Source organism: Donghicola mangrovi (assembly GCF_013377535.1).
Classification (GTDB): domain Bacteria; phylum Pseudomonadota; class Alphaproteobacteria; order Rhodobacterales; family Rhodobacteraceae; genus Donghicola; species Donghicola mangrovi.
On the sequence record NZ_JABCJE010000001.1, the window covers coordinates 267,813 to 291,474 of the forward strand.

Sequence of the window (23,662 nt, forward strand, 5' to 3'; positions counted from 1 at the left end):
GCGTGTAAATGCGGGGTGAACCCGGCGACCGTTACTCGGCAGGCGCCAGCATACGGCCCAGATTGCGGCCACCCAGAATGTGGAAATGCAGGTGGGGCACCTCTTGGATCGCGTTCTCGCCCGCGTTAGCGATGGTGCGGAAGCCGCCATCCTTTACGCCCATCATCTCACAGACCTTGCCGCAGGTGCGGGTGAAATCCACGATCTCGGCGTCCGTGGCGGTCTGGCAGAAGTGGTCGTAGCAGACATAGGGGCCCTTGGGGATCACCAGCACGTGGATCGGCGCCTGAGGGTAAATGTCGTGGAACGCCAGCGTGTGCTCGGTCTCCAGAACGGTTTTGTTCGGAATCTCGCCGCGCAGGATTTTCGCGAAAATGTTCTGGTCGTCGTAGGTGTAGGACATCGGCAGCCTCAGTCAGAGAACAGGTAATGGATTTGCATTATCTCTAGCGCCGTATTGCGGTCGATCTCAAGGAAGCGTGCCAGCGCATCGGCATTTTCCTCGGGGTCGCCGCTTTCGTTGATACGGTGATAGTTCTCGTAGTCCTGATCGCGGATGCGGTCCAATTCGTGGTGCAAGTCGTTGCGCAGGGTCGGCACCAGACGATCCAACTGGTCATCGGTGGTGTGATCCCCCGCCAGACCGGTGCGCTTCGCGTGGCCCGCCAGATAGTCGTCACTGAAATCACAGTTGATTTCCAGAACCTTGGTGGTCGACCGGTCCGACATAAAGTCCTGCAGCAGATCAAGGTTCGACGGGTCCATACACAGGATCATCCGGTCGGTCTGGTAGACATCGTACAGCATCCGTACCAGCACGCGGCGGTGACGGGCGCGCTTGTCCAGACTGCTCTGGATGCCCCCCAGATCGGGCAGCGGGGTGCCCTCTTCTTCGAACAGGTATTCAACGCCGGCGACATCCACGCGTTGCTTGATCTGGTCCAGCAAGCGTTTGGCCACGTGCCACTTCTTGCAGACCATGATCATCAGTTCGCGGTGACGGCCAAGGGTTGCCTCGGCCTCCCAGAAACGGGGGGCAAAGCGGCGGCCCACACGGCCCCGACCGGCCAGGAATTTATACAGGTTTCGCCCCTCGCCCGAGATGCGGAAGTCCACATTCTCGGTGGCCCACAGCTCGCCCAAGCGGGCGCGCAGTTCCTTGGCCTCTGGGCTGATCTTGCGGGCGAACAGGAAATCCTGCGCCACCAGCATGTCGTAGTGGTCGTTGTAGAAGTTCACAGGCATCCCGTAATCGGTAAACATCAGGAAGGTCAGCGTGCGGGTCTGGATTTCTTTGCCGGGCACCAAATGGCGCACCAGCGTCTGAAAGAACGTCTCGTCAGGGATCCAGGTGGTGGCAAAGAACCGCATCACGTCCTTGCGCCGCTTGGTGAAGTCGATGATCGCTTCGACCGTCTCGCGGCGTAGACACCACCACTGGCTGCCGATCTGCACGTCGATGTCATGGGGGATTTCGCGGGTCAGGCCAAGGCGCTGCTGCCACTCCATGCTCTTGTAGAACAGCCACTTATTGTTTCTTTCGTTGAACCAATGGCGATAGACCAACCGCTCTTCCTTGATACCGGTCTTGATCCAGTCGCTCTCAAAGAAATCGAAGCTTTCGATAAAGTCACAGTCGTTGGAATCGAGAAACTCGTGGGCGTATTCCGCAGTCTTGACTGACATGCAGTCGCCCGAAAGCATGTAAAAATGGGTTGCACGCGGAAAGGCATCAACCGCCGCCTCGACCGCATAAAGAGAGGCCTCCACAAGGCTCCATTCCCCCCACCCGCACTTGATCCGCTTCTTGGCAAAGGCGACGTTCGGGTTGGGTCCCAGCGCCTCTTTGATCATGGCGAAATGCTCGGGCTTGGCCCGTGCATCAAAGTGGATCGAGATATAGTCGCCTACTGCGGTCAGCCGCTCTGCCTGATCAATAATCGCCGCGGGGTCTTTGTGGCAGAGAAGAATAAATGCAATGCGCGACATGGGCTCCACAATCCGGTAAAACGCGTCCATACCTTGTTAGGCGAGATGCGGAATTGAATAAACCGCAATTCTTTGCTTTGTATTAGTAATATTGGACGCAGTGCGCGTTTCGGAGGATTGTGTATGGGATTTCCAGGGACCTGGATGACCGAGAGCGAGAGCGTCGTTTACCGCGTCGTTCCCAAGTGTGCGTGCTCGACCATCGGGCAGATCATGTTCTATTCGGACCATGGTCGTTTCTTTGACGGAGACATTCACGACTCCAAGGCCGGCCTGCACAAATGGTCGCAAGACGAAAGCCAGCAGCTGATCGAACGCAATGTGCAAGCGCACAAAAGTTATGCATTCACCTGCGTGCGCAACCCCTATACCCGCGTGCTGTCGTCGTTCTTTGACAAGATTTGCGGCATCCAGCGCAACGGGCGTCGGTATCGCGGCAACCTCGTGCCCCTCTTGATCCAGAAATACGGGATCGAAGTCGGCGGCGAGGATGGCAAGCAAGACTTTGACCAGATCAAATCGTTCCGCCGCTTCCTGCTGTTCACCCGTGACACCATCCGTTGGCGCCGCCCGATGGAGCCGGACATCCACTGGTCGGCCATGGCAGGTCACGTCAGCACCTTCATCGTGAACGGAGGGCGCTACGACAACATCTTCTGGACCGAGAAGTTCAACGACGGCATGCAGAGCGTTCTAGACGCGATTGAGACCCCGAATACCGTCGATCTGGCGAACATCCCGCGTTTCAACGAATCCGAAGGCCACGGCCCCAAGCGCGCCCATCCGGTCGAGGATTACTTTGACGATCTGTCGATGCATCTGGTCAAAGAAATCTACCACCGCGATTTCGAGCTGTTCAAATACGACTTCGACAATCCGGGCAACAAGATGCCCATTGGCGAGATTGACCTCGACGAGGTTCACGCCAAACTCGGTGAGTGAATGCAACAAACGCCCGATCCAGACCGGACCGGGCGTTTTCTTTTATTCGCCGTAGGGCACCCAGATATTCTTGATCCGGGTCGCGGCCTCTAGGAACTCTGCTCCTTCGCCGTCCTCGCCCATCCAGTCGCGGGTCAGAGCGTTGTTCACCCATGTGCGCTTCAGGTTAGTGGTGCTAGCGGCTTCGATCTGGCCGGACAGGTCGGTGCTGCTAAAGCTCCAGACCGCATCCAGATTCATGTGCTGCGCCATCGTCTTGGCCAGATCGCCGTGACAGCCGGTCAGGATATTCACCACGCCCGCAGGCACGTCAGAGGTTTCGAGCACCTGAATGAAATCCGTCGCCAGCAGCGGATAGGGTTCGGACGCCACCAACACCGAGGTATTCCCCATCGCCATCAGCGGTGCCATCACCGACACCAGCCCCAGCAAAGGCCGCTCATCAGGGCAAAGCGCGCCTACCACGCCAACGGGTTCGTTCATGGCCATCGCCACGCCCTTAATTGGAACGCCGTGCACCCGGCCATCGTATTTGTCGGCCCATGCGGCATAGGTGAACAGGCGGTTAATGGCGGCCTTCACTTCGGCCGTGCCATCGCCGCGTCCGGTCAGGGCATCAATCCGCTCGGCGAACTCATAGGCCCGCGCAGACAGGTTTTCCCCCAGATAGAACAGGATTTGCGCCCGCAGATGGCCGGTGGTCTTGGCCCAACCTTTGGCACCATGAGCGGCCTCAACGGCGTTGCGGATATCCTTGCGGCTGGCGATACTGACCTGCCCCGCCAACGCGCCGTCGGCCTGCCAGACAGGCTGGGAATAGCCGCCGTCGGGCCGCGCCTGCTTGCCACCGATATACAGCTTGGCCGTCCGGTCAATGGCATCCACGGGCAGACCGTCGCCCTCTTTGAGTTCGACCTTGGCCAGTTCGCGGGGCTCGCGGTTCGGGCGGGTATAGGCGCTCAGCCCCTCCCACCCGCCTTCGCGGCCAAAGCCGCTTTCGCGCACGCCGCCGAAACCGGCCGCCGCATCGAACAGGTTGGTGCCGTTCACCCAGACCACACCGGCGGCCAATTGCGGGGCCACATCCAGAGCGCGGTTGATATTCTCGGTCCACACACTCGCGGCCAGACCATAGCGCGTGTTGTTCGCGATCTGCACAGCCTCGGACGGCAAGCGGAAGGTGGTCGAGACCAGAACCGGCCCAAAGATTTCCTCTTGCATCAGGGTGTCGGCGGGCGACAGGCCGGTGATCAGGGTCGGCGGGTAATAGCAGCCCTCGGCGGGCATCTCGGCGGCGCTACGATAGAGTTCGCCCGAGGTGTTCCCATCGACCAGTTTCGTGATCGTCTCGACTTGCATGGGGTCGACGATCGCGCCCACGTCGATGCATTTATCCAAGGGATTCCCGATCCGCAGCCGATCCATCCGCGCCTTCAGCCGCGCGTGGAAATCATCTGCGATGCCCTCTTGGACGATCAGGCGCGATCCGGCGCAACAGACCTGACCTTGGTTAAACCAGATCGCATCGACCAACCCCTCGACCGCGCTGTCCAGGTCGGCATCCTCGAACACGATGTAGGCGGACTTGCCCCCCAGCTCGAGGGTCAGCCCGATGCCAGCCCCAGCCGTCGCCTCGCGGATTTTGCGGCCCACGGAGGTCGAGCCTGTGAACGCGACCTTGTCCACGTCGGCGTTCACCACCATTTCACCCACCGCGCCGTCGCCGGTCACGATGTTGACCACGCCCGCAGGCAGGCCGATCTGGCGGCAGATGTCGGCAAAGCACAGGGCGGTCAGGCTGGTGTATTCGGCGGGCTTCAGCACTACGGTGTTGCCCATCGCGATGGCGGGCGCGACCTTCCACGCCAGCATCAGCAGCGGGAAATTCCACGGGATCACCTGACCGCACACACCCACGGGGGCGCGGTCGGCCATGGTTTTGTCCATCAACTGCGCGTGGCCCGCGTGGTGGTAGAAGTGCCGCTGGACCAAGGGGATGTCGATGTCGCGGGACTCGCGGATCGGCTTGCCGTTATCCAAGGTTTCCAGCACAGCGAGCAGCCGCCCGTGTTTCTGCAGCGCACGGGCAAGCGCGTACATGTAACGCGCCCGGCCAGCCCCGCCCAAAGCCTCCCACTTCGGCTGGGCCGCGCGGGCGGCATCCACGGCGGCGTCCACATCGGCTTGGCTCGCTTGGGTCAGTTCGGCCAGAACCTCGCCCGTCGCAGGGTTGCGGGTTTCGAAGGTGTCGCCAACCTCGGTGAAGGCACCGTTGATAAAGTGGCCAAAGCTGCTGCCGTTATCGACCAGCCAAGCCAGCGCCTCGGCGGCGGATTCGGGGGCGGGACCGTAGCTCATGGTCTCAAAAATCTCTTTCACGGACATGTCGGATTACCCCATCGGGTGGCGGTAGGCGGCTGAATAAGCGCCGGTGACGTGGTGTTCGAGCTGGCGTTCGATATCGCCAAGCAGCGACGACGCACCAAAACGGAACAGATCGGGGCGCAGCCAGCGGTCACCGAGTTCCTCTTTGATCAGGGCCAGATAGTTGATCGCATCCTTGGCCTTGCTGATCCCGCCCGCGGGTTTGTAGCCCACCACATGGCCGGTCTGCGCGTAGTAATCGCGGATCGCCCGCAGCATCACCAGCGTCACAGGCAGGGTCGCGTTAACAGGCTCTTTGCCGGTCGAGGTCTTGATGAAGTCAGCGCCCGCCATCATGCAGATTAGGCTAGCCTTGGCGACATTGCGCAGGGTGCCAAGTTCACCCGTGGCGAGGATCGCTTTGACGTGGGCATCGCCGCAGGCCGCACGAAAGGCCTTCATTTCATCGTACAGCGCCTGCCAATTGCCGCTCAGGACATGACGACGGGAAATGACGATGTCGATCTCGTGGGCGCCTGCTTTGACCGACTCTTCGATTTCCGCAATCCGCAGGTGCAAGGGGGACAAGCCAGCCGGAAAACCCGTGGACACAGCCGCCACGGGGATGCCGGAGCCATCCAGCCCCTTGACCGCTGCTTCGACCATATCGTGGTAAACGCAGACGGCACCGACGGTCAGCCCCTCCATCCCCAGCGCGCTCAGGATGTCGGCGCGGACGGGTTGGCGGGCTTTGGCGGTCAGGCGGGCGACGCGGCCCACGGTATCATCGCCGGACAAGGTGGTCAGGTCGATGCAGCTGATAGCGCGGCACAGCCACGCGGCCTGATAGTCCTTTTTCACGCTGCGGCGGCCGGGCAAGGTGGCGCAACGGCGTTCGATGGCGGGGGTGTTGGCTTGGGCGGCGTTCACCCAAGCCATGTCCAGCGGAACGCCAAGGTTGCGGGCAAACGCGGCATCAGGCGCAAGATCGTAGGTCGAAGGCACGGTGCTTCCTGTGATCTGGAATTGACTCTTTGGTCAACTTGTCACGCCCGCGCCATCGGAACAAGAGCGGCGCTGCGTCAGGCAGGCGGGTTGAACACCTGCGCCAGAACCTCTGCGGTCTCGCGATCGGGCTGAAGGCCGGTTTCCTGCTTGGCGTTGCGGTTCGATTTCCAGCCGGTGGTGGTGGACCGGCAATGCCAGAATTTACCCTGTTTGTTGGTGAAGAGACTTGGCAAAGGTAGCCTCTCCAACAGGTGCGTATCCCATTGGAAACCACCCAATGGACCGGCGGGATTGATGCACCACTTGGTCGGGCACGGCTTGTCCGAAGATTTCAGATGCGTGTGGCTGGCGTGCAGCGACGGATCAGCCGCCTCCGGATCCGGATAGCGCCAGTAGCCCGGCACGCGTACAAAACCGCCCCACGACTTCAGCGCCATATCGAAAATGGTCGTGCCGGGGGTGTGGACCAATTCGTCGATATCACAGCTCAGAACCGCCCGCGCCTGCCCCAGCCAACGTAGCCGCAGCACGTTGAACAGCGCGGTTTGCAGGTACTTCTCGGTCCGGGCGTAGGGCGCACGGCCACGCGGGCCATAGGGCCTAGGGGTCGAGACGACCATAATCCGCTTCAGATCGGTCAGGGAGAGGGCGTCCTCGATGTCCGAAATCCCGTAGTCGGTTGAGCCGTTGTCCATCAGGATCAGCGCCTCGAGCCCGTGCTGTTCCACGTGGAACTGCGCGAAGTCGGTGATCCAGCGCAGGTCGTTGTTTTTCGACAAACAAAGCGCCGCGTTCAGCCCCGCAAAAGGCGCAGTCTCTTGCCCGTTCACCGGCGACGAAATCGTGGTGCCAAAGGCCTTGAGCCGGACCTCGGTCGGGCATGTGGTAAAGGGCAACTCGATGATGTCGTGGCGGTAAAACCGGCGCAGGCGTTTAATGCGCACCGGCATCCCGTCCAGCGTGAACGCCCCCTTTTGCACTTCGGCCTTCAGGTTGTTCAGCTTGGGGCAAACCAGATGGACGATCCCGTCGCGCCAGATCGCGTCGTACCACAGGGTCGTGGCGTCGAACGCCTGCATGTACCCTTCGCGCTGGTACTTGGCCGACAGCTTGGACGCGCGGCGCATCCCGCTGGCAGGCAGGGCGGCATGGGCCAAGGTTCGGCCCTGCACAAGACGGGTGGTCAAATCATCTGTGTTCATGCCTGCGGTGTTCCCCGACTGCCCATAAAAGTCAAATCCAGAAATTGTTATTGAGAATTATTCGCATTTTCATTGACCAAGGTTTTCCACAGCCCCATATACGAAAGAAGAAACCGGAGGTCCGATGGTTAATCGCCGCGTCTTTCTAGCAAGTGTTGGAGCTTTTGCCCTTGCGGGCAAGGGGATGGCGGCGGCTCCGGTAAATGTGGTGGCGACCACGGGCATGATTGCCGACACAGTGCGCCAGATCGGCGGCGATCTTGTGGACGTACATGGCCTTATGGGGCCCGGTGTGGACCCGCACAGCTATCGCGTGACCCGCAGTGACATCGTGGCGATGGTGCGCGCGGACCTGACCCTGTGGCACGGGCTCTATCTGGAAGCGCAGCTCGAGGAATTCTTTCACGATCTGGATCGCAAGCGCGCCGTAGCTGCCGTTGCCGAAGGCATCCCCCATAATCTGCTGCTACAGAACGCCCAGCACGCTGACAAATTCGACCCCCATGTGTGGATGGACCCCGGCCTGTGGTCCTATGTCGTCGATGCGATCGTCGCCCAGTTACAGCAGCTACGCCCCGATGCGGCGCCTGTGTTTGCGGCCAATGCCGCCGCTTTCAAACAGCGCCTGACCGAACTGGACAGCTATGCCAGAACCGTTCTGGGGTCGGTGCCCGAACAGGCCCGCGTGCTGATGACCGCCCACGATGCCTTCAACTATTTCGGCCGCGCCTACGGGTTCGAGGTCATGGGCATCCAAGGCATCTCGACCCAGTCCGAGGCCGGCCTGCGCCGCATCGCCCAGATGGTGGACATGATGGCCGACCGCGACATCCGCGCGGTCTTTATCGAAAGCTCGGTATCCGACCGCAACATCCGCGCCCTGATCGAGGGTGTCGCCGCCAAAGGCAAAACCGTCCGCATCGGCGGCGAGCTATATTCCGACGCTATGGGCCTGCCCGGCACCTATGAGGGCACCTATATCGGCATGATCGACCATAACGTCACAACGATTTCCCGCGCCTTGGGCGGGACAGCCCCCGAACGGGGCATGTCCGGCCTGCTGAGCGCCCCGCAGGAGCATTCATGAACGCAGTTTCCCTTGCCGCGACCTCTGGAACTCATGTGACCGAGGACCTGTCGAAATATGCCATGGCGGTGCGCGGGTTAACCGTGTCCTATGGCGGCAAGCCGGTGGTGTTTTCGGTCGACATGTCGATCCCCACAGGCTCCATGACTGCCATTATCGGCCCCAACGGCGCAGGCAAATCCACGACTTTGAAAGCCGCCTTGGGCATCCTAAAGCCCCTGTCCGGCCACGTGACCATCTTTGGCCAGCCCTTGGATCAGGCCCGGCAGCGCGTGTCTTATGTCCCCCAGCGGGCCAGCGTGGACTGGGACTTCCCCACCCGCGTGATCGACGTGGTTCTGATGGGCCTCTATCGTCAGGTCGGCCTGTTGAAACGGTTCAGCCCTGCCCTGCGGGCCAAGGCGCTGGACTGTCTGACGCGCGTCGGCATGGAAGAGTTCGCCACTCGCCAGATCGGCCAACTGTCCGGCGGCCAACAGCAGCGCGTGTTTCTGGCCCGTGCCTTGGCGCAGGATGCGGACCTTTATCTGCTGGACGAACCCTTTGCCGGTGTCGATGCCGCAACCGAACGGGCGATCATCGCTGTGCTCAAGGACCTTCAGGCGCGCGGCAAAACCGTCGTTGCTGTGCACCACGATCTGGCGACCGTACCCGCCTATTTCGACCGCGTGTTCATCATAAACACCCGTGCCATTGCCGAGGGTCCGCTGGACACCGCCTTTACCGACCGCGCCCTGCAAGAGGCCTATGGCGGGCGCCTCTCTACCAACCACATCGAAGGTCTGGCGCAGGTTTCGTGATGCTGCTGGACGCCTTCACCCTCGGGCTGGGATATAACGCAACGCTAGTGACCTTGGGCTCGGCCCTGCTTGGCGGGGCTGCGGGGGTCTGCGGGACCTTCCTGTTCCTGCGCAAACGCGCGCTGGTCAGCGATGCGATCAGCCACGCCACTCTGCCCGGTGTCGCGCTGGCTTTTCTGGTCATGGTGGCGCTGGGGGGCGACGGGCGCAACCTGATCGGCCTGATGGCCGGGTCCGCCCTGTCCGCCGTTCTGGGCCTGTGGCTGGTGCAAAAGCTGACCCGCCACACCCGACTGGCCGAGGACGCCGCGATCGGCGCGATCCTGTCGGTCTTTTTCGGCTTTGGTATCGTGCTGCTGACCGTCATCCAGACGATGGAGGCAGGCAAACAAGCGGGCCTCGAAAGCTTCCTGCTCGGTGCGACCGCCGGAATGTTGAAGTCCGAAGCCCTGACCATCGCCATCGGCGGGGCCATGTCCCTGCTGGCGGTTCTACTGCTGCGCCGCCCCATGACGATGGTCGCGTTCGATCCCGAATATGCCTCGGCCACGGGGATGAATGTCAGCCGGATCGATATGCTCACCATGATGCTGGTGATGGCCGTCACGGTCGTGGGCCTCAAGATCGTCGGCCTGATCCTGATCGTCGCCCTCCTGATCATTCCCCCCGTCGCCGCCCGTTTCTGGAGCGATAACAGCGACACCGTCGCCTTGCTGTCCGGCGCGATTGGTGCGGTCGCGGGCTATACCGGCGCGGCCCTGTCGGCCAGCGCCCCCTCGATGCCCACCGGCGCCCTGATCGTCCTGAGCGCGGCGCTGCTGTTTACCTTTTCGCTGATCCTGTCGCCCCGCCGCGGCCTAGTCGCCGCCGCCCTGCGCCAGCTGAAATACCGCGACCAAGTCCACATGCGCCAAGGCCTGCTGGCCATCGCCCTGCAACAACCGATCTACGAGCGCCTCACCCTGAACATGCTGGGCAAACAGGGTCTTCTGCGGGCCGATGGCGTCCCCACCGATCTGGGCCGCGCCCGCGCCGCCAAAGCCCTGCTGGACGAGGAACGCTGGCGCGCCCTGCGCACCCTGCCCCAATTCGAGGCCGCCGCCGCCCGATATGACGGCCTGACCGATCTGGAACAAATCCTGACGCCCGACCAGTTGACCGAGATCGACGCCCACCTGAACCGCCCGCACGGAGTACCCGCCTGATGTTCGGCGCCGAATTCGTTCCGCTTTCGCTTCCCCCGCTGGTGATCGGCAGCTTGGCCGCCGTTGCCTGCGCCTTGCCGGGGAACTTTCTGGTCCTGCGCCGTCAGGCCCTGATCGGGGACGCCATCAGCCACGTTGTGCTGCCGGGCATCGTGCTGGCCTTTCTGGTCACCGGATCGCTGGGAACATGGCCCATGATGATCGGTGCCGCTGCGGCCGCCCTCGTTGCTGTCGCCCTGATCGAAGCCATCCGCCGCATCGGCGGAATCGAACCGGGCGCCGCGATGGGCGTGGTCTTCACCACCCTCTTTGCGGCTGGGGTTCTGCTGCTAGAGCGGTCCGACACCTCCAGCGTCCACCTCGACGTAGAGCACGCCCTCATGGGCAGCCTCGAGAGCCTGATCTGGCTGGACGGCACCGGCTGGGGATCGCTCTTCGATCCCGAGGCGCTGGCCTACCTGCCCCCCGAACTTCCGCGCCTTGCCATCACCCTGACCATAGTGGCCCTGCTCACCGCCATTTTCTGGCGGCCCCTGAAAATCTCGACCTTCGACCCGGGCTTTGCCCAAGTCATCGGCCTGCCCACCACCCTGATCGGCCTCGGCCTTGTCAGCACCGCGGCTATGGCCGCCGTGGCTGCCTTCGATGCAGTCGGGTCGATCATCGTGATCGCCATGTTCATCTGCCCGCCCGCCGCAGCGCGCCTTATGACCAACCGTCTGGAAATCCAGATCCTGTGGTCTGTGCTGTTCGCCGTCCTGTCGGCCACCACGGGCTACATCCTTGCCGGCTATGGCCCGCTCTGGCTGGGGGCAGACAACACGGTCAGCGCGGCCGGCATGATCGCCACGGTGGCGGGCCTGATCCTCGGCCTTGCGGCCCTATTCGGCCCCTGCCGCAACCGCGCCGGAGCCCCCTTGGGCGCGTAATTGCGCTTCTTCTTTGCCTAAATACTCACTGCGCTTCCATCAGCCGCGCCGTGATGCCGTCGAGCATGTTCAAACACATCTCCAGCTGCGCAATCTCGACATACTCGTCGGGCTTGTGCGCCTGCACGATGCTGCCGGGTCCGCAAACCACCACGTCCATGCCCAAAGACTGGAACAGCCCCCCTTCGGTGCCAAAGGCCACAACGTCCACGTCATTCGCCCCTATCAGGGCCAGCACCAGATCACGGGCGGCGTTGCGCTCCATCGGTTCCAGCCCCGCGACCTCTCCAATCGTTTCGGTCACCACATCCGCGTCGGGATGAACCTCTCGCATGGCGGGCAGCAGCACCTCGCCGACAAATGCGCGCACTTCCTCGGTCACATAATCATAGTCCGAGGGCTGAACCGGCCGGAATTCCCACTCCACCATCGCCTTGCCGGGGATCACGTTGTGGGCCACGCCCCCATGCAGACCCCCGATGTTCAAAGTGGTCCAAGGCGGATCAAACCGCCCCCCATGAGGCGCGCGCATCTTCAATGCCTCGCGGACCTCCAGCAGGTGGCCAACGTAACGCACCGCATATTCGACCGCATTCACTCCGGCGTCAGGCGCGCTTCCGTGCCCCTCGAGACCGGTGAAATGGGTGGTGTATTCGCAGCAGCCCTTGTGCCCTTCGATCACGCGCATCTCGGTCGGCTCACCAATTACGGCGATAGATGGTTTTAGCGGATTATTCCGTAACAACCCCACCAAAGCCTGCGCCCCCAGACAGCCGGTTTCCTCGTCATAGGTAAAGGCAAAGTGCAGCGGCCGCTTCAGCGCCGACACATCCAGATCGGGCAACAGCGCGATACAGCAGGCAATGAACCCCTTCATATCGCAGGCGCCACGGCCATAGAGCCGCCCGTCCCGTTCGACCATCTCAAAGGGATCGCTGGACCAATCCTGATCCGCCACCGGCACCACATCGGAATGGCCGGACAGCACAATGCCCCCGTCCACCTCGGGACCAAGGGTGGCCCACAGGTTCGCCTTGGCCCCCGTGGCATCATGCTGAAGGGTCACACGGGCCCCGACCTGAGTCAGAGCGTCCTGAAGATAGCCGATAATGTCGGCGTTCGAGTCAACCGAGATCGAGGGAAACCGGATCAGATCCGCCAATATCGCTTGGGCGCGGGATAGCTTGTTCATTTGTCTTTACAAACAGTTGGCGCGGCTGGGTACAGAAACACTCTGCGGGGCCGCTATCGGTGATCAAAATGGATTCGGTGATTTCCATCCCCCAGTCTTGCATCCACAAGCCCGGCATAAAATGGAAAGTCATTCCCGGTTGCAGGACGGTTTCGTCCTCGGCCCGCAGGCTGATGGTTCGTTCGCCCCAGTCCGGAGGGTAGCTCAGGCCGATGGGATATCCACACCGCTCGCCGCGTTTGATGCCCGCAGCCTCTAGGGGACCGGCCAATGCATTGGCAATATCGCAGGCTCTGTTGCCCGCGCGGGCGGCGTCCAATCCGGCCTCTAGGCCCCCCACCAGCGCTGCCTCGGCCCGTTTGAAGGTATCATCGGGCTGGCCCAGATAGATCGTCCGCGACAGGGGCGCGTGGTACCGGCGATAGCAGCCCGAAACCTCAAAGAACGTTGCCTCACCGTTGGCAAAGGGCCGTCCGTCCCATGTCAGATGGGGTGCGGCCGCATCGGTGCCCGAGGGCAGCAGCGGGACGATCGCGGGATAGTCCCCCCAGTGGCCATCGGCACCCAAGGCACCATCACGCAGCACCTCGGCCACGATCTCGTTCTTGGGAATACCGGCCACGACCCGCTCCCGCAGGCCGTTGATGATCTTGTCGGTGATCTTGGCCGCACGGCGCATAAAGGTGATCTCTTCGCCGGATTTCACCGACCGCTGGCGGTTCACCAGCCCCGTCGCCTCCTCGAACGAGGCATCGGGCAGTTCGGCCACCAAGGTGATGTGCGCCTTGGCCGAGAAATAGTAGTTGTCCAGCTCCAGCCCGATGCGCGCCGATTCCAGACCCAGCTCGCGAAAGATGGCAGCCAGATCCTGCATCGGGTGGCGCACCAAGGACTGCACGTAGTTATCGCGGTAGCCGCGCACGTGGTCGTCCGCCATCCAGACCGTCCGCACCGCGCCATTGGCGTCCTGCCCGCGGCCCCACCAGATCGGATCCCCATCGGGGCGGACAATCACCCCCTGATGCACATAGAACGACCACCCGTCATAGGCCGTGATCCATGCCATGTTCGACGGATCGGTCACGAACAGCGCGTCCAGACCGGCCTTGTCCATCGCGGCCCTGACCAAAGCCAACCGGCGAGCATATTCAGCGGACGAGAACGGCAGTTCCAGAGCAGGCATAGCGACCCTCCTGTGCGATGTGCTTGGGGCCAGCCTGTCGCAAAAGGGTCATGTCTGTCCCGTTAAAAGCGACGAAGGACGTCGCGAACAGCCCCCGCCCGATTAGCAGATTCCCCGTACGCCGTGATCTTTGGGAGGTCTGTTAGCGATATCGCCTGTAAGAATTGGGAAACCGTGACAACGAATGTGCATTTTCCGTGCACACCACATTTCCTGTTCAGGTCGCATTTATAGTCCATTTGGTCGGCTTCCATACAGCATATCAATCGTTTGAACTGACTTCATTAAAGAAGGATCATTTGAGCCTACGACGCTGTTGCAAGACTCGACTGCACGCGTTTTAGTCAAAGGCGAAAAAGCGCAGCACCAAAAAGCTGCCGGTAAACAGGGAGCCAGTTTTGGCGCAGACATATTCAAACGATGCGTTCGTTGCCTTCGAACGCGTGCAAAAGAGTTATGATGGCGAAACTCTGGTCGTCAAAGATTTGAACCTGACGATGCCCAAGGGCGAGTTTCTGACTATGCTCGGGCCGTCGGGTTCGGGCAAGACGACTTGCCTCATGATGCTTGCCGGTTTCGAAACAGCGACCCACGGCGAGATCAAGCTTGGCGGCAAGCCCATCAACAACATCCCGCCCCACAAGCGCGGCATCGGGATGGTCTTTCAGAACTACGCCCTGTTCCCCCACATGACCGTGGCCGAGAACTTGGCCTTCCCGCTCGAAGTCCGCAAAATGGGCAAGTCCGAGCGTGAAGCCAAGGTCAAGCGCGCGCTGGACATGGTGCAGATGGGTGCCTTTGGTGGCCGCCGTCCTGCGCAGCTTTCGGGCGGTCAGCAGCAGCGTATCGCTCTGGCCCGAGCACTGGTGTTCGAACCCGAGCTGGTTCTGATGGACGAGCCGCTTGGCGCGCTCGACAAACAGCTGCGCGAACACATGCAGTTCGAAATCACCCGCATCGCGCACAATCTGGGCATCACCACCGTTTACGTGACCCACGACCAGACCGAAGCGCTTACCATGTCGGACCGCGTTGCCGTATTCAACGACGGCCGCATCCAGCAGCTGGCTCCACCGGACGAGCTGTACGAAGCACCCCAGAACAGCTTCGTCGCGCAGTTCATCGGCGAGAACAACACCATCGAGGGCGTCGTCCAGCAGATCAGCGGCAACCGCGCTGTGGTCCGTCTGGACAGCGGCGAGGTCATCGACTGCCGCCCCGTGAACGTCTCCAAGGTGGGCGAGCGCACCAAGGTCTCGATCCGTCCCGAGCGCGTAGAAATCGACAAGAACCGTCTGCACCCCGATGCACACACCCTCAAGGCCGAAGTGCTGGAGTTCGTCTACATGGGCGACATCTTCCGCACCCGCCTGCGTGTGGCCGGTACCGACGACTTTGTCATCAAAACCCGTAACGCCCCTGACCAGCGGCGCCTGCAACCCGGCGAGATGATCGACATCGGCTGGCTGGCAGACGACTGCAGAGCCCTAGACGCATAAAAATTCGGCGTTACACTCAGAATACCGCGCCGACCACAACGGCGCGGTGGCCCCGCAGCCGAAGTGGTATGCGCGGCAAGGAACCGCAGGCCTGCCCCGGGGTCGGGTTCCAGAACAATCCAACCGGGCGACACATAGGGAGTAACACATGAAACTCACCAAGATGATGATGACCACCACGGCGCTGACCCTTGCCGCTGGTGCTGCGTTTGCCGAGAGCCACGGCTCGATGGCAGGCGAAATGACTGTTGTTTCCTGGGGTGGTGCATATCAGAACAGCCAGGTCAAAGCGTACATCGAGCCCTATCAGGCGATGAACGATGGCCTCAAGGTGATCACCGACGAAAGCTCGGCAGAAGCCGTGACCAAGCTGCGCGCAATGGCAGAAGCCGGCAACATCACCTGGGATGTGGTGGACGTTGTGGCTGCTGACGCGATGCGTCTGTGCGACGAAGGCCTGGCCATGGAAATCGATCCCGATACCATGCTGGCAGACGCGCCCGACGGCACCAAAGCGGCTGACGACTTCGGCGACCTGATGGTCAGCTCGTGCTTCGTGCCCCAGATCGTGTACTCGACCACCTTCGGCTACCGCACCGACCTGCTGCCCGAAGCGCCGACCAGCGTTTGCGACATCTTCGACACCGAGAAGTTCCCCGGCAAGCGTTCGCTGGAAAAGCGTCCGATCGGCAACATGGAGTGGGCTCTGATCTGTGACGGCGTCGCCATCGACGACGTTTACACCACCCTCGAGACCCCCGAAGGCGTTGCTCAGGCGTTCGCCAAGCTCGACACCATCAAGGACAACGTTGTCTGGTGGTCGGCCGGCGCCGAAACCCCGCAGCTGCTGGCTGACGGCGAAGTCACCATCGGTTCGACCTATAACGGTCGTCTGTTCTCGGCAATCGCCGAGCAGGGCCAGCCCATCGGCATGCTCTGGGATTGGCAGATGTTCGACCTTGACGGTTGGATCATCCCCGCGAACCTGCCCGCAGAGCGTCAGGCTCGCGCGCTGGACTTCCTGAAGTTCGCAACCGACACCCAGCGTCTGGCGGATCAGGCCAAGTTCATCTCGTACGGCCCCGCACGCGCATCGTCGGCTCCGCTGGTTGGCAAGCACGCCGAACTGGGCATCGAAATGGCGCCGCACATGCCGACCGATCCCAACAACGCCAAGAACACCTTCCTGTTCAACTACGACTGGTGGGCAAGCTACCGTGACGACCTGGACGCACAGTTCCAGGCATGGCTACTGAAGTAATCTTCGCACCCGGAGAGGGGGCTCGTCCCCCTCTCTACCCCTGCTTTTCCGACAGACGAAGTTCTTGCGCCAAGCCCGCTGACGGGCTTTGCCCAACAACTTTTCAAGACGCCGGTTAACCGGCGCAGACCTTTCAACAGGGATACACATGGCTGAAACATCGACGAATGGCCCGATGCTGGCCGCCGACGGCACGCCTCTCAAGCAAAGTCTTGCAAAAGCATTGAAGCGGCAAAAGCGGATGGCTCTGCTGCTGATCGCACCTCTTCTGATTTTTGTGCTAGTTTCGTTTATCATGCCCATCGGCTCGATGCTGATGCGCTCGGTCCAGAATACGGCGGGCACCGACTACGTCCCCGATATCCTGCCGAACGTCGTCGTCGCGCTCGAGGATTGGGACCCCGCCACCGGCGAGCTGCCCTCCGAAGCCGCGTTCAAGGCGATGGCCATCGACTTTGCCGCTGCATTCGAAAACAAACAGCACACCCAGCTGGGGCGCCGTTTCAACTATGAAACCCCCGGCATGTCGTCGCTGTTCCGTAAATCGGGTCGCCCGATTTCGCGCCTCAAGATCGATCAGGTCACCGACTTCAAATCCGAGCTGATCGGCATGGATAAAGACTGGGGCAAGATCGAATACTGGGCCACCATCAAGGCGAACTCGGGCTATTACACTGCCAGCTACTACATGGCCGCCTTTGACGCCGAGCGTACCTTGGACGGCGTCCAGATGAAGGAGCCCGACCAGCGCATCTACCAGAAGCTGATGATCCGGACCCTGTGGCTGAGCGCGCTGATCACCCTGTGTACGCTGGCTGTGGGCTACCCCGTGGCATGGCTGCTGGCGGACCTGCCGCTGCGCACCTCGAACCTGCTGATGATCCTTGTTCTGCTGCCCTTCTGGACCTCGCTGCTGGTGCGGACGTCGGCATGGAAAATCCTGCTGCAAGAGCAGGGCGTCATCAACGATATCTGGGTCGCCATCGGCTTTACCGAGCGTCTGAGCCTAATCAACAACCAGCTTGGCGTGGTGATCGCGATGACCCACATCCTGCTGCCCTTTATGATCCTGCCGCTGTATTCTGTGATGAAGACCATCCCGCCGTCGTACCTGCGCGCCGCGAAATCTCTGGGGGCCGATAACACCACCGCGTTCCTGCGGGTGTACTTCCCCCAGACCCTGCCAGGCATCGGCGCGGGCGCCCTGCTGACCTTTATTCTGGCGGTTGGCTACTTCATCACCCCCGAGCTGGTGGGTGGCGCAGACGGTACCTTTATCTCGAACCGCATCTACTTCCAGTTCTCGTCCATGGGTAACTGGGGTCTGGCCGCCGCACTGGGCACGATCATGCTGCTGATCGTTCTGCTGCTGTACTACGTCTACGACAAGCTCGTCGGCATCGATAACGTGAAGCTGGGGTAATCAATCATGGCAACCACACTCCCTCCTTATGCGACGACGGGTCAGAAAATCTGGTACTACGCGTTCCGGGTGTTCTGCGGGCTGGTCTTTTTCTACCTGATCTTCCCGATCCTGATCGTGATCCCGCTCAGCTTTAACGCGCAGGACTTCTTTACCTTTACGCCGGAAATGCTGCGTCTGGACCCTGCGGGATATTCGCTGAAACACTACCGCGATTTCCTTGGGGCGAACGGGGATTACAGCTGGCTGCAAGCGTTCAGCAACTCGCTGATCATCGCGCCTGCGGCGACGCTGCTGTCGGTCAGCCTTGGCACCTTGGCCGCCATCGGCCTGAGCCAACCGCACGTCCCCTACAAGCGTCAGATCATGGCGCTGCTGATCTCGCCGATGATCGTTCCACTGATCATAACCTCGGCCGGTATGTTCTTCTTCTACTCGAGCGTCAGCCTGCAGGGCACCTTGGCCGGTGTTATTCTGGCCCACGCTGCACTGGGCATTCCGTTCGTGATCATCACCGTCACCGCAACGCTCAGCAGCTTTGACCGCAGCCTGACCCGCGCGGCGGCGAACATGGGGGCGGACCCTGTGACCACCTTCTTCAAGGTGCAGATGCCGCTGATCCTGCCCGGCGTGATTTCGGGTGGCCTGTTCGCCTTTATCACCTCGTTCGACGAAGTTGTTGTGGTGCTGCTGGTGGGTTCGGCCGGTCAGAAGACCCTGCCGTGGCAGATGTTCATCGGCCTGCGCGAACAGATCTCGCCGACCATTCTGGCGGTGGCGACCATTCTGGTTGTGATCTCGATCGCGCTGCTGACCACCGTGGAAATGCTCCGTCGCCGCAGCGAGAAACTGCGCGGCATGAGCCCGGGCTAAGGCCCCGCGCATCACCGGAAATGCCAAAGGGCGCCCCGATCAAGGGCGCCCTTCCTACGTTCAGTGAGCGGAATTATTTGGTCAGGATCAGTTTCCCCTGACGGGTGATCCGCAGGGTATAGATCTGGTCCCCCAGTTGGATCAGCGCCTGCGCGCCGCCTGCGGTCAGCTCCTCGGCGATGTGCAGGGGCAGTTCGGGGGAATGCGGGCTGGCGGTGCGGAACGTCGAGGTCATCATGTTCATTGGAAATATCCTTGCGGTGCGCGCGGCATCAGAAGTCGCGGATTTCGATGTGGTCCAGCAAGCGCTCGGCACTCAGGTCCACCGGCCACGGCAACTCGGCAAGAATGGCGCGCAAAACAGAGGCGCGGGTATCACGGTCCTGAACGGGGGCGGCCTTGGGCGGTTGGGTCATTGTGGGTGTCCTGATTGACTTGTGCGCTGGCTGACCCGATTCAGGTTGGCTGAGTTAAACCTGACTATTTTTGTCGTATTAGTCAATCCCCCTGAACACCCAAACAAAAAGACCCGCCAATGACGGCGGGCCTTTGGTCATTTCGCGGGCATCAGCCAATCAGATCTGATCGACCAGAGTCTCGCCTGCGGACAGTTCGCAAACGCCCGGGCTTTCCTCGAGGTTCAGCACGGTCACAACGCCGTTCTCTGCCACCAGCGAATAACGCTTCGAGCGGCCGATCAGGCCAGCGGGCGGCGCGGTAAAGTCCATCCCGATCGCTGCGGTCCAAGCACCATCGGCGTCACCCAGCATGGTCAAGCCAGCGTCAGCGGCGCCGGTGTCCTTGGCCCAAGCGGACATAACAAAGGGATCGTTGACCGAAACGCAGATCACTTCGTCCACGCCTTTGGCCTTCAGCGCATCCATCGAGCGGATAAAGCTGGGGACGTGCGCGGTGCTGCACACGCCGGTATAGGCGCCCGGCAGGCCAAAAATCACAACCTTGCGGCCGTTCATTTTCTCGGCCAGATCAACGCCCTGCGGTCCGGCTTCTCCCATCACCAGCATGGTGGCTCCGGGCAGCGTATCCCCGATAGAAATAGTCATGTGTTTTCCCTCTGACGAATTGCGTTCGCAGCTAGCCTGCGTTTATTCAGGTCCTGTGCAGGCCCATAGAACTACATAGGAGCGCCCGTGGAAATGTCTCACATTGTTGTTATCGGTGCAGGTCAGGCCGCAGCGTCCTTAATTGCCGAACTGCGCAAGCGTGGTTTCGACGGCGCGATCACCCTCTTTGGCGAAGAGCCCGTGCCCCCCTATCAGCGCCCTCCCCTGTCCAAGGCCTATTTGCTGGGGGATATGCCGCTAGAGCGCCTCTTCCTGCGCCCCGAGCAATGGTATGCGGACAATGGCGTGACCCTGCGTCTGGGCCAGCGCGTGGATGCGATCGACGTGGCGGGCAAAACCGTCACCGCAGGGTCTGACGTGATTTCTTGGGACCAGTTGGTGCTGACCACCGGATCGTCCCCGCGCCACCTGCCCGCTGCGATTGGCGGCGATCTGGCTGGCGTTTATGTGGTGCGCAACCTGTCCGACGTGGACGCCATGGCCCCCGAGGCCACCGCAGGCAAGCGCGTGCTGATCGTCGGCGGCGGCTATATCGGCCTCGAGGCTGCAGCGGTCTGCGCGAAACGCGAAATGCAGGTCACGCTGGTCGAGGCCGCCCCTCGCATTCTGGGCCGCGTTGCGGCCCCCGAAACCGCCGACTATTTCCGCGCCCTGCACCAGTCCCACGGCGTTGACCTGCGCGAAGGCATCGGCCTAGCCCGTCTGAACGGCACCGATGGCCGCGTCACCTCGGCCGAACTGGCGGATGGCAGCACGCTTGAGGTCGATCTGGTCATCGTCGGTGTCGGCATCCACCCCACCACCGGATTGGCCGAGGCTGCAGGCATCACGCTGGACAACGGCATCGCCGTCGACGCCCAAGGCCGCACCAGCGCGCCCGACATCTGGGCTGCGGGCGATTGCACCAGCTTCCCCTACCGCGAGGCGCGCCTGCGTCTGGAAAGCGTCCCGAACGCCATTGATCAGGCCGAATGCGTGGCCCGCAACATGCTTGGCAGCAATGAGGCCTATGTGCCCAAACCTTGGTTCTGGTCTGACCAGTACGACGTGAAACTCCAGATCGCGGGCCTGAACACCGGCTATGATCGGATCATCACGCGGGACAACGGCAACGGCTCGGTGTCCTTCTGGTACTACGCCGGGGAAACCCTGCTGGCCGTGGACGCGATGAACGATCCCCGCGCCTTTATGGTTGCCAAACGCCTGATCGAGGCCGGCCGTAGCCCCGCCCCCGAGGCCGTCCAAGCCGCCACCGACATGAAGGACCTGCTGAAATGAGGATCATCGCCGGCCAATGGCGTGGCCTCAAGCTGGCCGAAGTGGGCGAAGGCGACGCCGCCGCCCACCTGCGCCCCACCTCGGACCGCGTCCGCGAGAGCCTGTTCAACATCATCGGCAATCAGGGCGGCGTCTCCCCCATCGTGGACGCCCGCGTGCTGGATCTGTTCGCAGGTACCGGCGCCTTGGGCCTCGAGGCCCTGTCGCGCGGCGCCAAACATGTGACCTTTGTGGACGACGGCGTGAAATCCCGCGCCCTGATCCGCGAGAACATCGACAAATGCCGCGCCATCGGCGCCACCCGCCTGCTGCGCCGCGACGCCACCGATCTGGGCCAGAACGACGGCGCCCCGTTCGACGTCATCTTCCTTGACCCGCCCTATGGCAAATCGCTGGGGGAACAGGCGCTCACCTCAGCCCTGAACGGCGGCTGGATCGCCCCGAACGCCCTGATCATCTGGGAAGAGAACAGCCCCCAACTCCCGCCAGCGGGCTATTTCCTGCGCGAACACCGGAAGTTCGGGGACACCCATATCACCTTCGCGGAACCGGCCTGACATAAGCTCCAAATAAAAAGGGGAAGGCACCGCGCCCTCCCCTTCATCTTGGCAAAAATACCCACATTACGCCGCCAGCCAGCGGCGTGTCATCACCACGTGGGGTGGAACTTGCCCGCAGGGGACAGGGTGAAAATCTCGCAGCCGTCCGCCGTCACACCGATGGAATGCTCGAACTGCGCGCTCAGAGATTTGTCGCGGGTCACGGCGGTCCAGTCGTCGGCCAGAACCTTGGTTTCGGGGCGACCGAGGTTCACCATCGGCTCGATGGTAAAGAACATGCCCTCTTCCAGAACAGGACCGGTGCCCGGACGGCCATAGTGCAGCACGTTCGGCGGCGCGTGGAACACAGTACCCAGACCATGGCCGCAGAAATCGCGGACCACAGACATACGCTGCGCCTCGACAAAGCTCTGGATGGCGTGGCCGATGTCGCCAAATGTGTTCCCCGGCTTGACCACCTCGATGCCGCGCATCAGCGCTTCGTGAGTGACGTCCAGCAGACGCTCGGCTTTGCGGTTCATCTTGCCCGCGACGTACATGCGGCTGGTGTCGCCGTACCAGCCATCCACGATCACCGTCACGTCGATGTTCAGAACGTCGCCGTCCTTCAGCTTCTTGTCGCCGGGGATGCCATGGCAGACCACGTGGTTCACACTGATACAGCTGGCGTGCTTGTACCCGCGATACCCGATCGTGGCCGAGATCGCCCCCGCCGCGTTCACTTTGTCTTCGATGATGCGGTCGATTTCACCGGTGGTCTGTCCGACAAACACGTGCTCGGCGATTTCGTCCAGAATTTGCGCAGCCAGACGGCCCGCCGCATGCATCCCCGCAAAATCGGCTGCCTCGTGAATACGGATTCCGTCTTTGGTCATCCGCCCATGGTGTTGCTTTTCCAACGGGCTCTCCTTTGTCGTCGCTGAGCCATATCTAAGTAGGTTTACGGCCATTTGCCAGAATGCACGCACCATTGGCAATCATATCGCCTGAGGGGAAGGGGCTACCGGCATCTGATGGCCGAAAAACACGCCGTCCACAGTGATATCCGTACCATAGCAGATCGCCTCGACGCCAGCGGCACGGGCCGCGTCAAATGCGCGGGCATAGGCAGGGTCCAGATGCGCGGCCAGCCGGAACTGCTTGCAATCGGTCCTCTGGACCAGAAACAGCATCACCGCGCGGTGCCCCAGCGCCACCATCTCGGTCAGTTCGGCCAAGTGTTTGGCCCCGCGGGCGGTCACGCAATCGGGGAACTCGGCCCAGTCGCCATCCCGCAGGGTCACGCTTTTGACCTCGACATAGGCGTCGGGCAGGCCATCGCCGGTCAGCAGGAAATCGACCCGACTGCCGTTGCCGTATTTCACCTCTGGCCGGATATTGGCGTATTGCGCCAGTTCGGGGACCAGCCCCGTCCGCAGCCCCTCGGCCACAACGCGGTTCGGGATCGAGGTGTCGATCCCCGCCATATGCCCGCCCTCTAATTCAACCAGCCGCCAGCCGTAGTTCAGCTTCTTCTTGGGGTCGTCGTTCGGCTCCAGCCAGCAACGCATACCGGCGTCCTTCAGACCCAGCATCGCGCCGGGGTTCGGGCAATGGGCGCGCACCTCCTGTCCCGTCTCCTCGAGGATCATGTCCGAGAGGAACCGGTTATAGCGCCGGATCAGGCGCGCAGGGATCAGGGGCGTTGTGAATTCCATAGCACCGGATGTACGGCCATCGGCCAAGTTTGGCAAATCCGTCCTGCGGCTATGGAAATGCCCCCTGTGCTGCCCTAGCATCTGC

General features: G+C 61.8%; 22 protein-coding genes and 1 pseudogene. 11 read left to right on the plus strand and 12 right to left on the minus strand.

Features of this window, described 5'->3' with window-relative positions; genetic code table 11:
- Positions 1–31: 31 nt before the first annotated feature.
- Together HJ536_RS01430 and HJ536_RS01435 are read right to left on the minus strand one after the other, a co-directional pair.
- Positions 32–403, minus strand: a complete 372-nt coding sequence (locus HJ536_RS01430; RefSeq protein ID WP_177156425.1) for a histidine triad nucleotide-binding protein — start codon at positions 401–403, stop codon at positions 32–34.
- An 8-nt stretch (positions 404–411) separates the two neighbouring features.
- Positions 412–1,989: a DUF5928 domain-containing protein gene (locus HJ536_RS01435; RefSeq protein ID WP_177156426.1), complete on the minus strand. Its 1,578-nt coding sequence runs from the start codon at positions 1,987–1,989 to the stop codon at positions 412–414.
- A gap of 123 nt (positions 1,990–2,112) precedes the next feature.
- Between HJ536_RS01435 and HJ536_RS01440 the strand changes: the two genes are divergently transcribed.
- Positions 2,113–2,931: a sulfotransferase family protein gene (locus tag HJ536_RS01440; protein ID WP_176852793.1), complete on the plus strand. Its 819-nt coding sequence runs from the start codon at positions 2,113–2,115 to the stop codon at positions 2,929–2,931.
- 42 nt (positions 2,932–2,973) lie between these two features.
- On the opposite strand, the gene HJ536_RS01445 is transcribed toward HJ536_RS01440, so the two are convergent.
- The 3 genes from HJ536_RS01445 to HJ536_RS01455 form a co-directional block, all read right to left on the minus strand.
- Positions 2,974–5,316 carry an aldehyde dehydrogenase family protein gene (locus HJ536_RS01445; protein ID WP_177156427.1) on the minus strand — a complete coding sequence of 781 codons (2,343 nt, stop codon included), beginning with the start codon at positions 5,314–5,316 and terminating at the stop codon, positions 2,974–2,976.
- Positions 5,317–5,322: 6 nt separating this feature from the next.
- Entirely contained in the window at positions 5,323–6,300 is a 978-nt protein-coding gene (deoC, locus tag HJ536_RS01450; protein WP_420811073.1) for a deoxyribose-phosphate aldolase, read from the minus strand.
- Between the two features lie 77 nt (positions 6,301–6,377).
- Positions 6,378–7,505, minus strand: a complete 1,128-nt coding sequence (locus HJ536_RS01455) for a hypothetical protein (protein WP_177156428.1) — start codon at positions 7,503–7,505, stop codon at positions 6,378–6,380.
- Between the two features lie 124 nt (positions 7,506–7,629).
- On the opposite strand from HJ536_RS01455, the gene HJ536_RS01460 reads away from it, so the two are divergent.
- The 4 genes from HJ536_RS01460 (at position 7,630) to HJ536_RS01475 (ending at position 11,526) form a co-directional block, all read left to right on the plus strand.
- Positions 7,630–8,592, plus strand: coding sequence for a metal ABC transporter solute-binding protein, Zn/Mn family (locus HJ536_RS01460; RefSeq protein WP_177156429.1), 963 nt, complete (start codon positions 7,630–7,632; stop codon positions 8,590–8,592).
- Positions 8,593–8,654: 62 nt separating this feature from the next.
- Positions 8,655–9,392 carry a metal ABC transporter ATP-binding protein gene (locus tag HJ536_RS01465; protein ID WP_228028360.1) on the plus strand — a complete coding sequence of 246 codons (738 nt, stop codon included), beginning with the start codon at positions 8,655–8,657 and terminating at the stop codon, positions 9,390–9,392.
- Positions 9,392–10,597, plus strand: a complete 1,206-nt coding sequence (locus HJ536_RS01470) for a metal ABC transporter permease (RefSeq protein ID WP_177156430.1) — start codon at positions 9,392–9,394, stop codon at positions 10,595–10,597. The genes HJ536_RS01465 and HJ536_RS01470 overlap by 1 nt, the downstream gene beginning before the upstream one ends.
- The gene (locus HJ536_RS01475) at positions 10,597–11,526 is read left to right on the plus strand and encodes a metal ABC transporter permease (protein WP_177156431.1); all 930 of its coding nucleotides are present in this window, start codon (positions 10,597–10,599) and stop codon (positions 11,524–11,526) included. The genes HJ536_RS01470 and HJ536_RS01475 overlap by 1 nt, the downstream gene beginning before the upstream one ends.
- A 25-nt stretch (positions 11,527–11,551) precedes the next feature.
- Here the strand turns inward: HJ536_RS01475 and argE are convergent, their stop codons facing one another.
- Both argE and HJ536_RS01485 read right to left on the minus strand, forming a co-directional pair.
- Positions 11,552–12,718 (minus strand): acetylornithine deacetylase, encoded by a 1,167-nt coding sequence (gene argE, locus HJ536_RS01480; RefSeq protein ID WP_177156432.1) that lies wholly within the window; start codon positions 12,716–12,718, stop codon positions 11,552–11,554.
- Complete coding sequence (locus HJ536_RS01485; protein WP_177156433.1) at positions 12,651–13,901, minus strand: M24 family metallopeptidase; 1,251 nt, start codon at positions 13,899–13,901, stop codon at positions 12,651–12,653. The genes argE and HJ536_RS01485 overlap by 68 nt, the downstream gene beginning before the upstream one ends.
- Positions 13,902–14,299: 398 nt before the next feature.
- Between HJ536_RS01485 and HJ536_RS01490 the strand changes: the two genes are divergently transcribed.
- From HJ536_RS01490 to HJ536_RS01505, 4 genes and pseudogenes are all read left to right on the plus strand, one after another.
- A complete protein-coding gene (locus HJ536_RS01490; RefSeq protein WP_176852784.1) occupies positions 14,300–15,400 on the plus strand; it encodes an ABC transporter ATP-binding protein in 1,101 nt (366 codons plus the stop codon).
- Positions 15,401–15,548: 148 nt separating this feature from the next.
- The gene (locus tag HJ536_RS01495; protein ID WP_176852783.1) at positions 15,549–16,661 is read left to right on the plus strand and encodes an extracellular solute-binding protein; all 1,113 of its coding nucleotides are present in this window, start codon (positions 15,549–15,551) and stop codon (positions 16,659–16,661) included.
- Between the two features lie 148 nt (positions 16,662–16,809).
- Entirely contained in the window at positions 16,810–18,084 is a 1,275-nt protein-coding gene (locus HJ536_RS01500) for an ABC transporter permease (protein WP_177156434.1), read from the plus strand.
- An 18-nt stretch (positions 18,085–18,102) separates the two neighbouring features.
- A pseudogene (locus HJ536_RS01505) lies at positions 18,103–18,957 on the plus strand (ABC transporter permease); the annotation flags it as partial.
- Positions 18,958–19,030: 73 nt separating this feature from the next.
- Here the strand turns inward: HJ536_RS01505 and hemP are convergent.
- The 3 genes from hemP to HJ536_RS01520 all read right to left on the minus strand — a co-directional run bounded on the left by hemP (position 19,031) and on the right by HJ536_RS01520 (position 20,021).
- Positions 19,031–19,192, minus strand: coding sequence for a hemin uptake protein HemP (gene hemP / locus HJ536_RS01510; protein ID WP_072708415.1), 162 nt, complete (start codon positions 19,190–19,192; stop codon positions 19,031–19,033).
- Positions 19,193–19,229: 37 nt separating this feature from the next.
- Positions 19,230–19,373 (minus strand): hypothetical protein, encoded by a 144-nt coding sequence (locus HJ536_RS01515; protein WP_176852779.1) that lies wholly within the window; start codon positions 19,371–19,373, stop codon positions 19,230–19,232.
- Between the two features lie 159 nt (positions 19,374–19,532).
- Positions 19,533–20,021: a peroxiredoxin gene (locus tag HJ536_RS01520; protein ID WP_177156435.1), complete on the minus strand. Its 489-nt coding sequence runs from the start codon at positions 20,019–20,021 to the stop codon at positions 19,533–19,535.
- 93 nt (positions 20,022–20,114) lie between these two features.
- On the opposite strand from HJ536_RS01520, the gene HJ536_RS01525 reads away from it, so the two are divergent.
- Positions 20,115–21,320 carry an NAD(P)/FAD-dependent oxidoreductase gene (locus tag HJ536_RS01525; protein ID WP_177156436.1) on the plus strand — a complete coding sequence of 402 codons (1,206 nt, stop codon included), beginning with the start codon at positions 20,115–20,117 and terminating at the stop codon, positions 21,318–21,320.
- The gene (rsmD, locus tag HJ536_RS01530) at positions 21,317–21,877 is read left to right on the plus strand and encodes a 16S rRNA (guanine(966)-N(2))-methyltransferase RsmD (RefSeq protein WP_177156437.1); all 561 of its coding nucleotides are present in this window, start codon (positions 21,317–21,319) and stop codon (positions 21,875–21,877) included. Before HJ536_RS01525 ends, rsmD begins: the two co-directional genes overlap by 4 nt.
- A 92-nt stretch (positions 21,878–21,969) precedes the next feature.
- On the opposite strand, the gene map is transcribed toward rsmD, so the two are convergent.
- A complete protein-coding gene (gene map / locus HJ536_RS01535) occupies positions 21,970–22,755 on the minus strand; it encodes a type I methionyl aminopeptidase (protein ID WP_228028359.1) in 786 nt (261 codons plus the stop codon).
- A gap of 102 nt (positions 22,756–22,857) precedes the next feature.
- A complete protein-coding gene (gene sfsA, locus HJ536_RS01540) occupies positions 22,858–23,577 on the minus strand; it encodes a DNA/RNA nuclease SfsA (RefSeq protein ID WP_177156438.1) in 720 nt (239 codons plus the stop codon).
- Positions 23,578–23,662: the final 85 nt, after the last annotated feature.

Bases quoted from the DNA above. Each gene is read 5' to 3' on its own strand.
- HJ536_RS01430 (WP_177156425.1), bottom strand. From the start codon at position 403: ATGTCCTACACCTACGACGACCAGAACATTTTCGCGAAAATCCTGCGC.
- HJ536_RS01435 (WP_177156426.1), bottom strand. From the start codon at position 1,989: ATGTCGCGCATTGCATTTATTCTTCTCTGCCACAAAGACCCCGCGGCG.
- HJ536_RS01440 (WP_176852793.1), top strand. From the start codon at position 2,113: ATGGGATTTCCAGGGACCTGGATGACCGAGAGCGAGAGCGTCGTTTAC.
- HJ536_RS01445 (WP_177156427.1), bottom strand. From the start codon at position 5,316: ATGTCCGTGAAAGAGATTTTTGAGACCATGAGCTACGGTCCCGCCCCC.
- HJ536_RS01455 (WP_177156428.1), bottom strand. From the start codon at position 7,505: ATGAACACAGATGATTTGACCACCCGTCTTGTGCAGGGCCGAACCTTG.
- HJ536_RS01460 (WP_177156429.1), top strand. From the start codon at position 7,630: ATGGTTAATCGCCGCGTCTTTCTAGCAAGTGTTGGAGCTTTTGCCCTT.
- HJ536_RS01465 (WP_228028360.1), top strand. From the start codon at position 8,655: ATGGCGGTGCGCGGGTTAACCGTGTCCTATGGCGGCAAGCCGGTGGTG.
- HJ536_RS01470 (WP_177156430.1), top strand. From the start codon at position 9,392: ATGCTGCTGGACGCCTTCACCCTCGGGCTGGGATATAACGCAACGCTA.
- HJ536_RS01475 (WP_177156431.1), top strand. From the start codon at position 10,597: ATGTTCGGCGCCGAATTCGTTCCGCTTTCGCTTCCCCCGCTGGTGATC.
- argE (WP_177156432.1), bottom strand. From the start codon at position 12,718: ATGAACAAGCTATCCCGCGCCCAAGCGATATTGGCGGATCTGATCCGG.
- HJ536_RS01485 (WP_177156433.1), bottom strand. From the start codon at position 13,901: ATGCCTGCTCTGGAACTGCCGTTCTCGTCCGCTGAATATGCTCGCCGG.
- HJ536_RS01495 (WP_176852783.1), top strand. From the start codon at position 15,549: ATGAAACTCACCAAGATGATGATGACCACCACGGCGCTGACCCTTGCC.
- HJ536_RS01500 (WP_177156434.1), top strand. From the start codon at position 16,810: ATGGCTGAAACATCGACGAATGGCCCGATGCTGGCCGCCGACGGCACG.
- hemP (WP_072708415.1), bottom strand. From the start codon at position 19,192: ATGACCTCGACGTTCCGCACCGCCAGCCCGCATTCCCCCGAACTGCCC.
- HJ536_RS01515 (WP_176852779.1), bottom strand. From the start codon at position 19,373: ATGACCCAACCGCCCAAGGCCGCCCCCGTTCAGGACCGTGATACCCGC.
- HJ536_RS01520 (WP_177156435.1), bottom strand. From the start codon at position 20,021: ATGACTATTTCTATCGGGGATACGCTGCCCGGAGCCACCATGCTGGTG.
- HJ536_RS01525 (WP_177156436.1), top strand. From the start codon at position 20,115: ATGTCTCACATTGTTGTTATCGGTGCAGGTCAGGCCGCAGCGTCCTTA.
- rsmD (WP_177156437.1), top strand. From the start codon at position 21,317: ATGAGGATCATCGCCGGCCAATGGCGTGGCCTCAAGCTGGCCGAAGTG.
- map (WP_228028359.1), bottom strand. From the start codon at position 22,755: ATGACCAAAGACGGAATCCGTATTCACGAGGCAGCCGATTTTGCGGGG.
- sfsA (WP_177156438.1), bottom strand. From the start codon at position 23,577: ATGGAATTCACAACGCCCCTGATCCCTGCGCGCCTGATCCGGCGCTAT.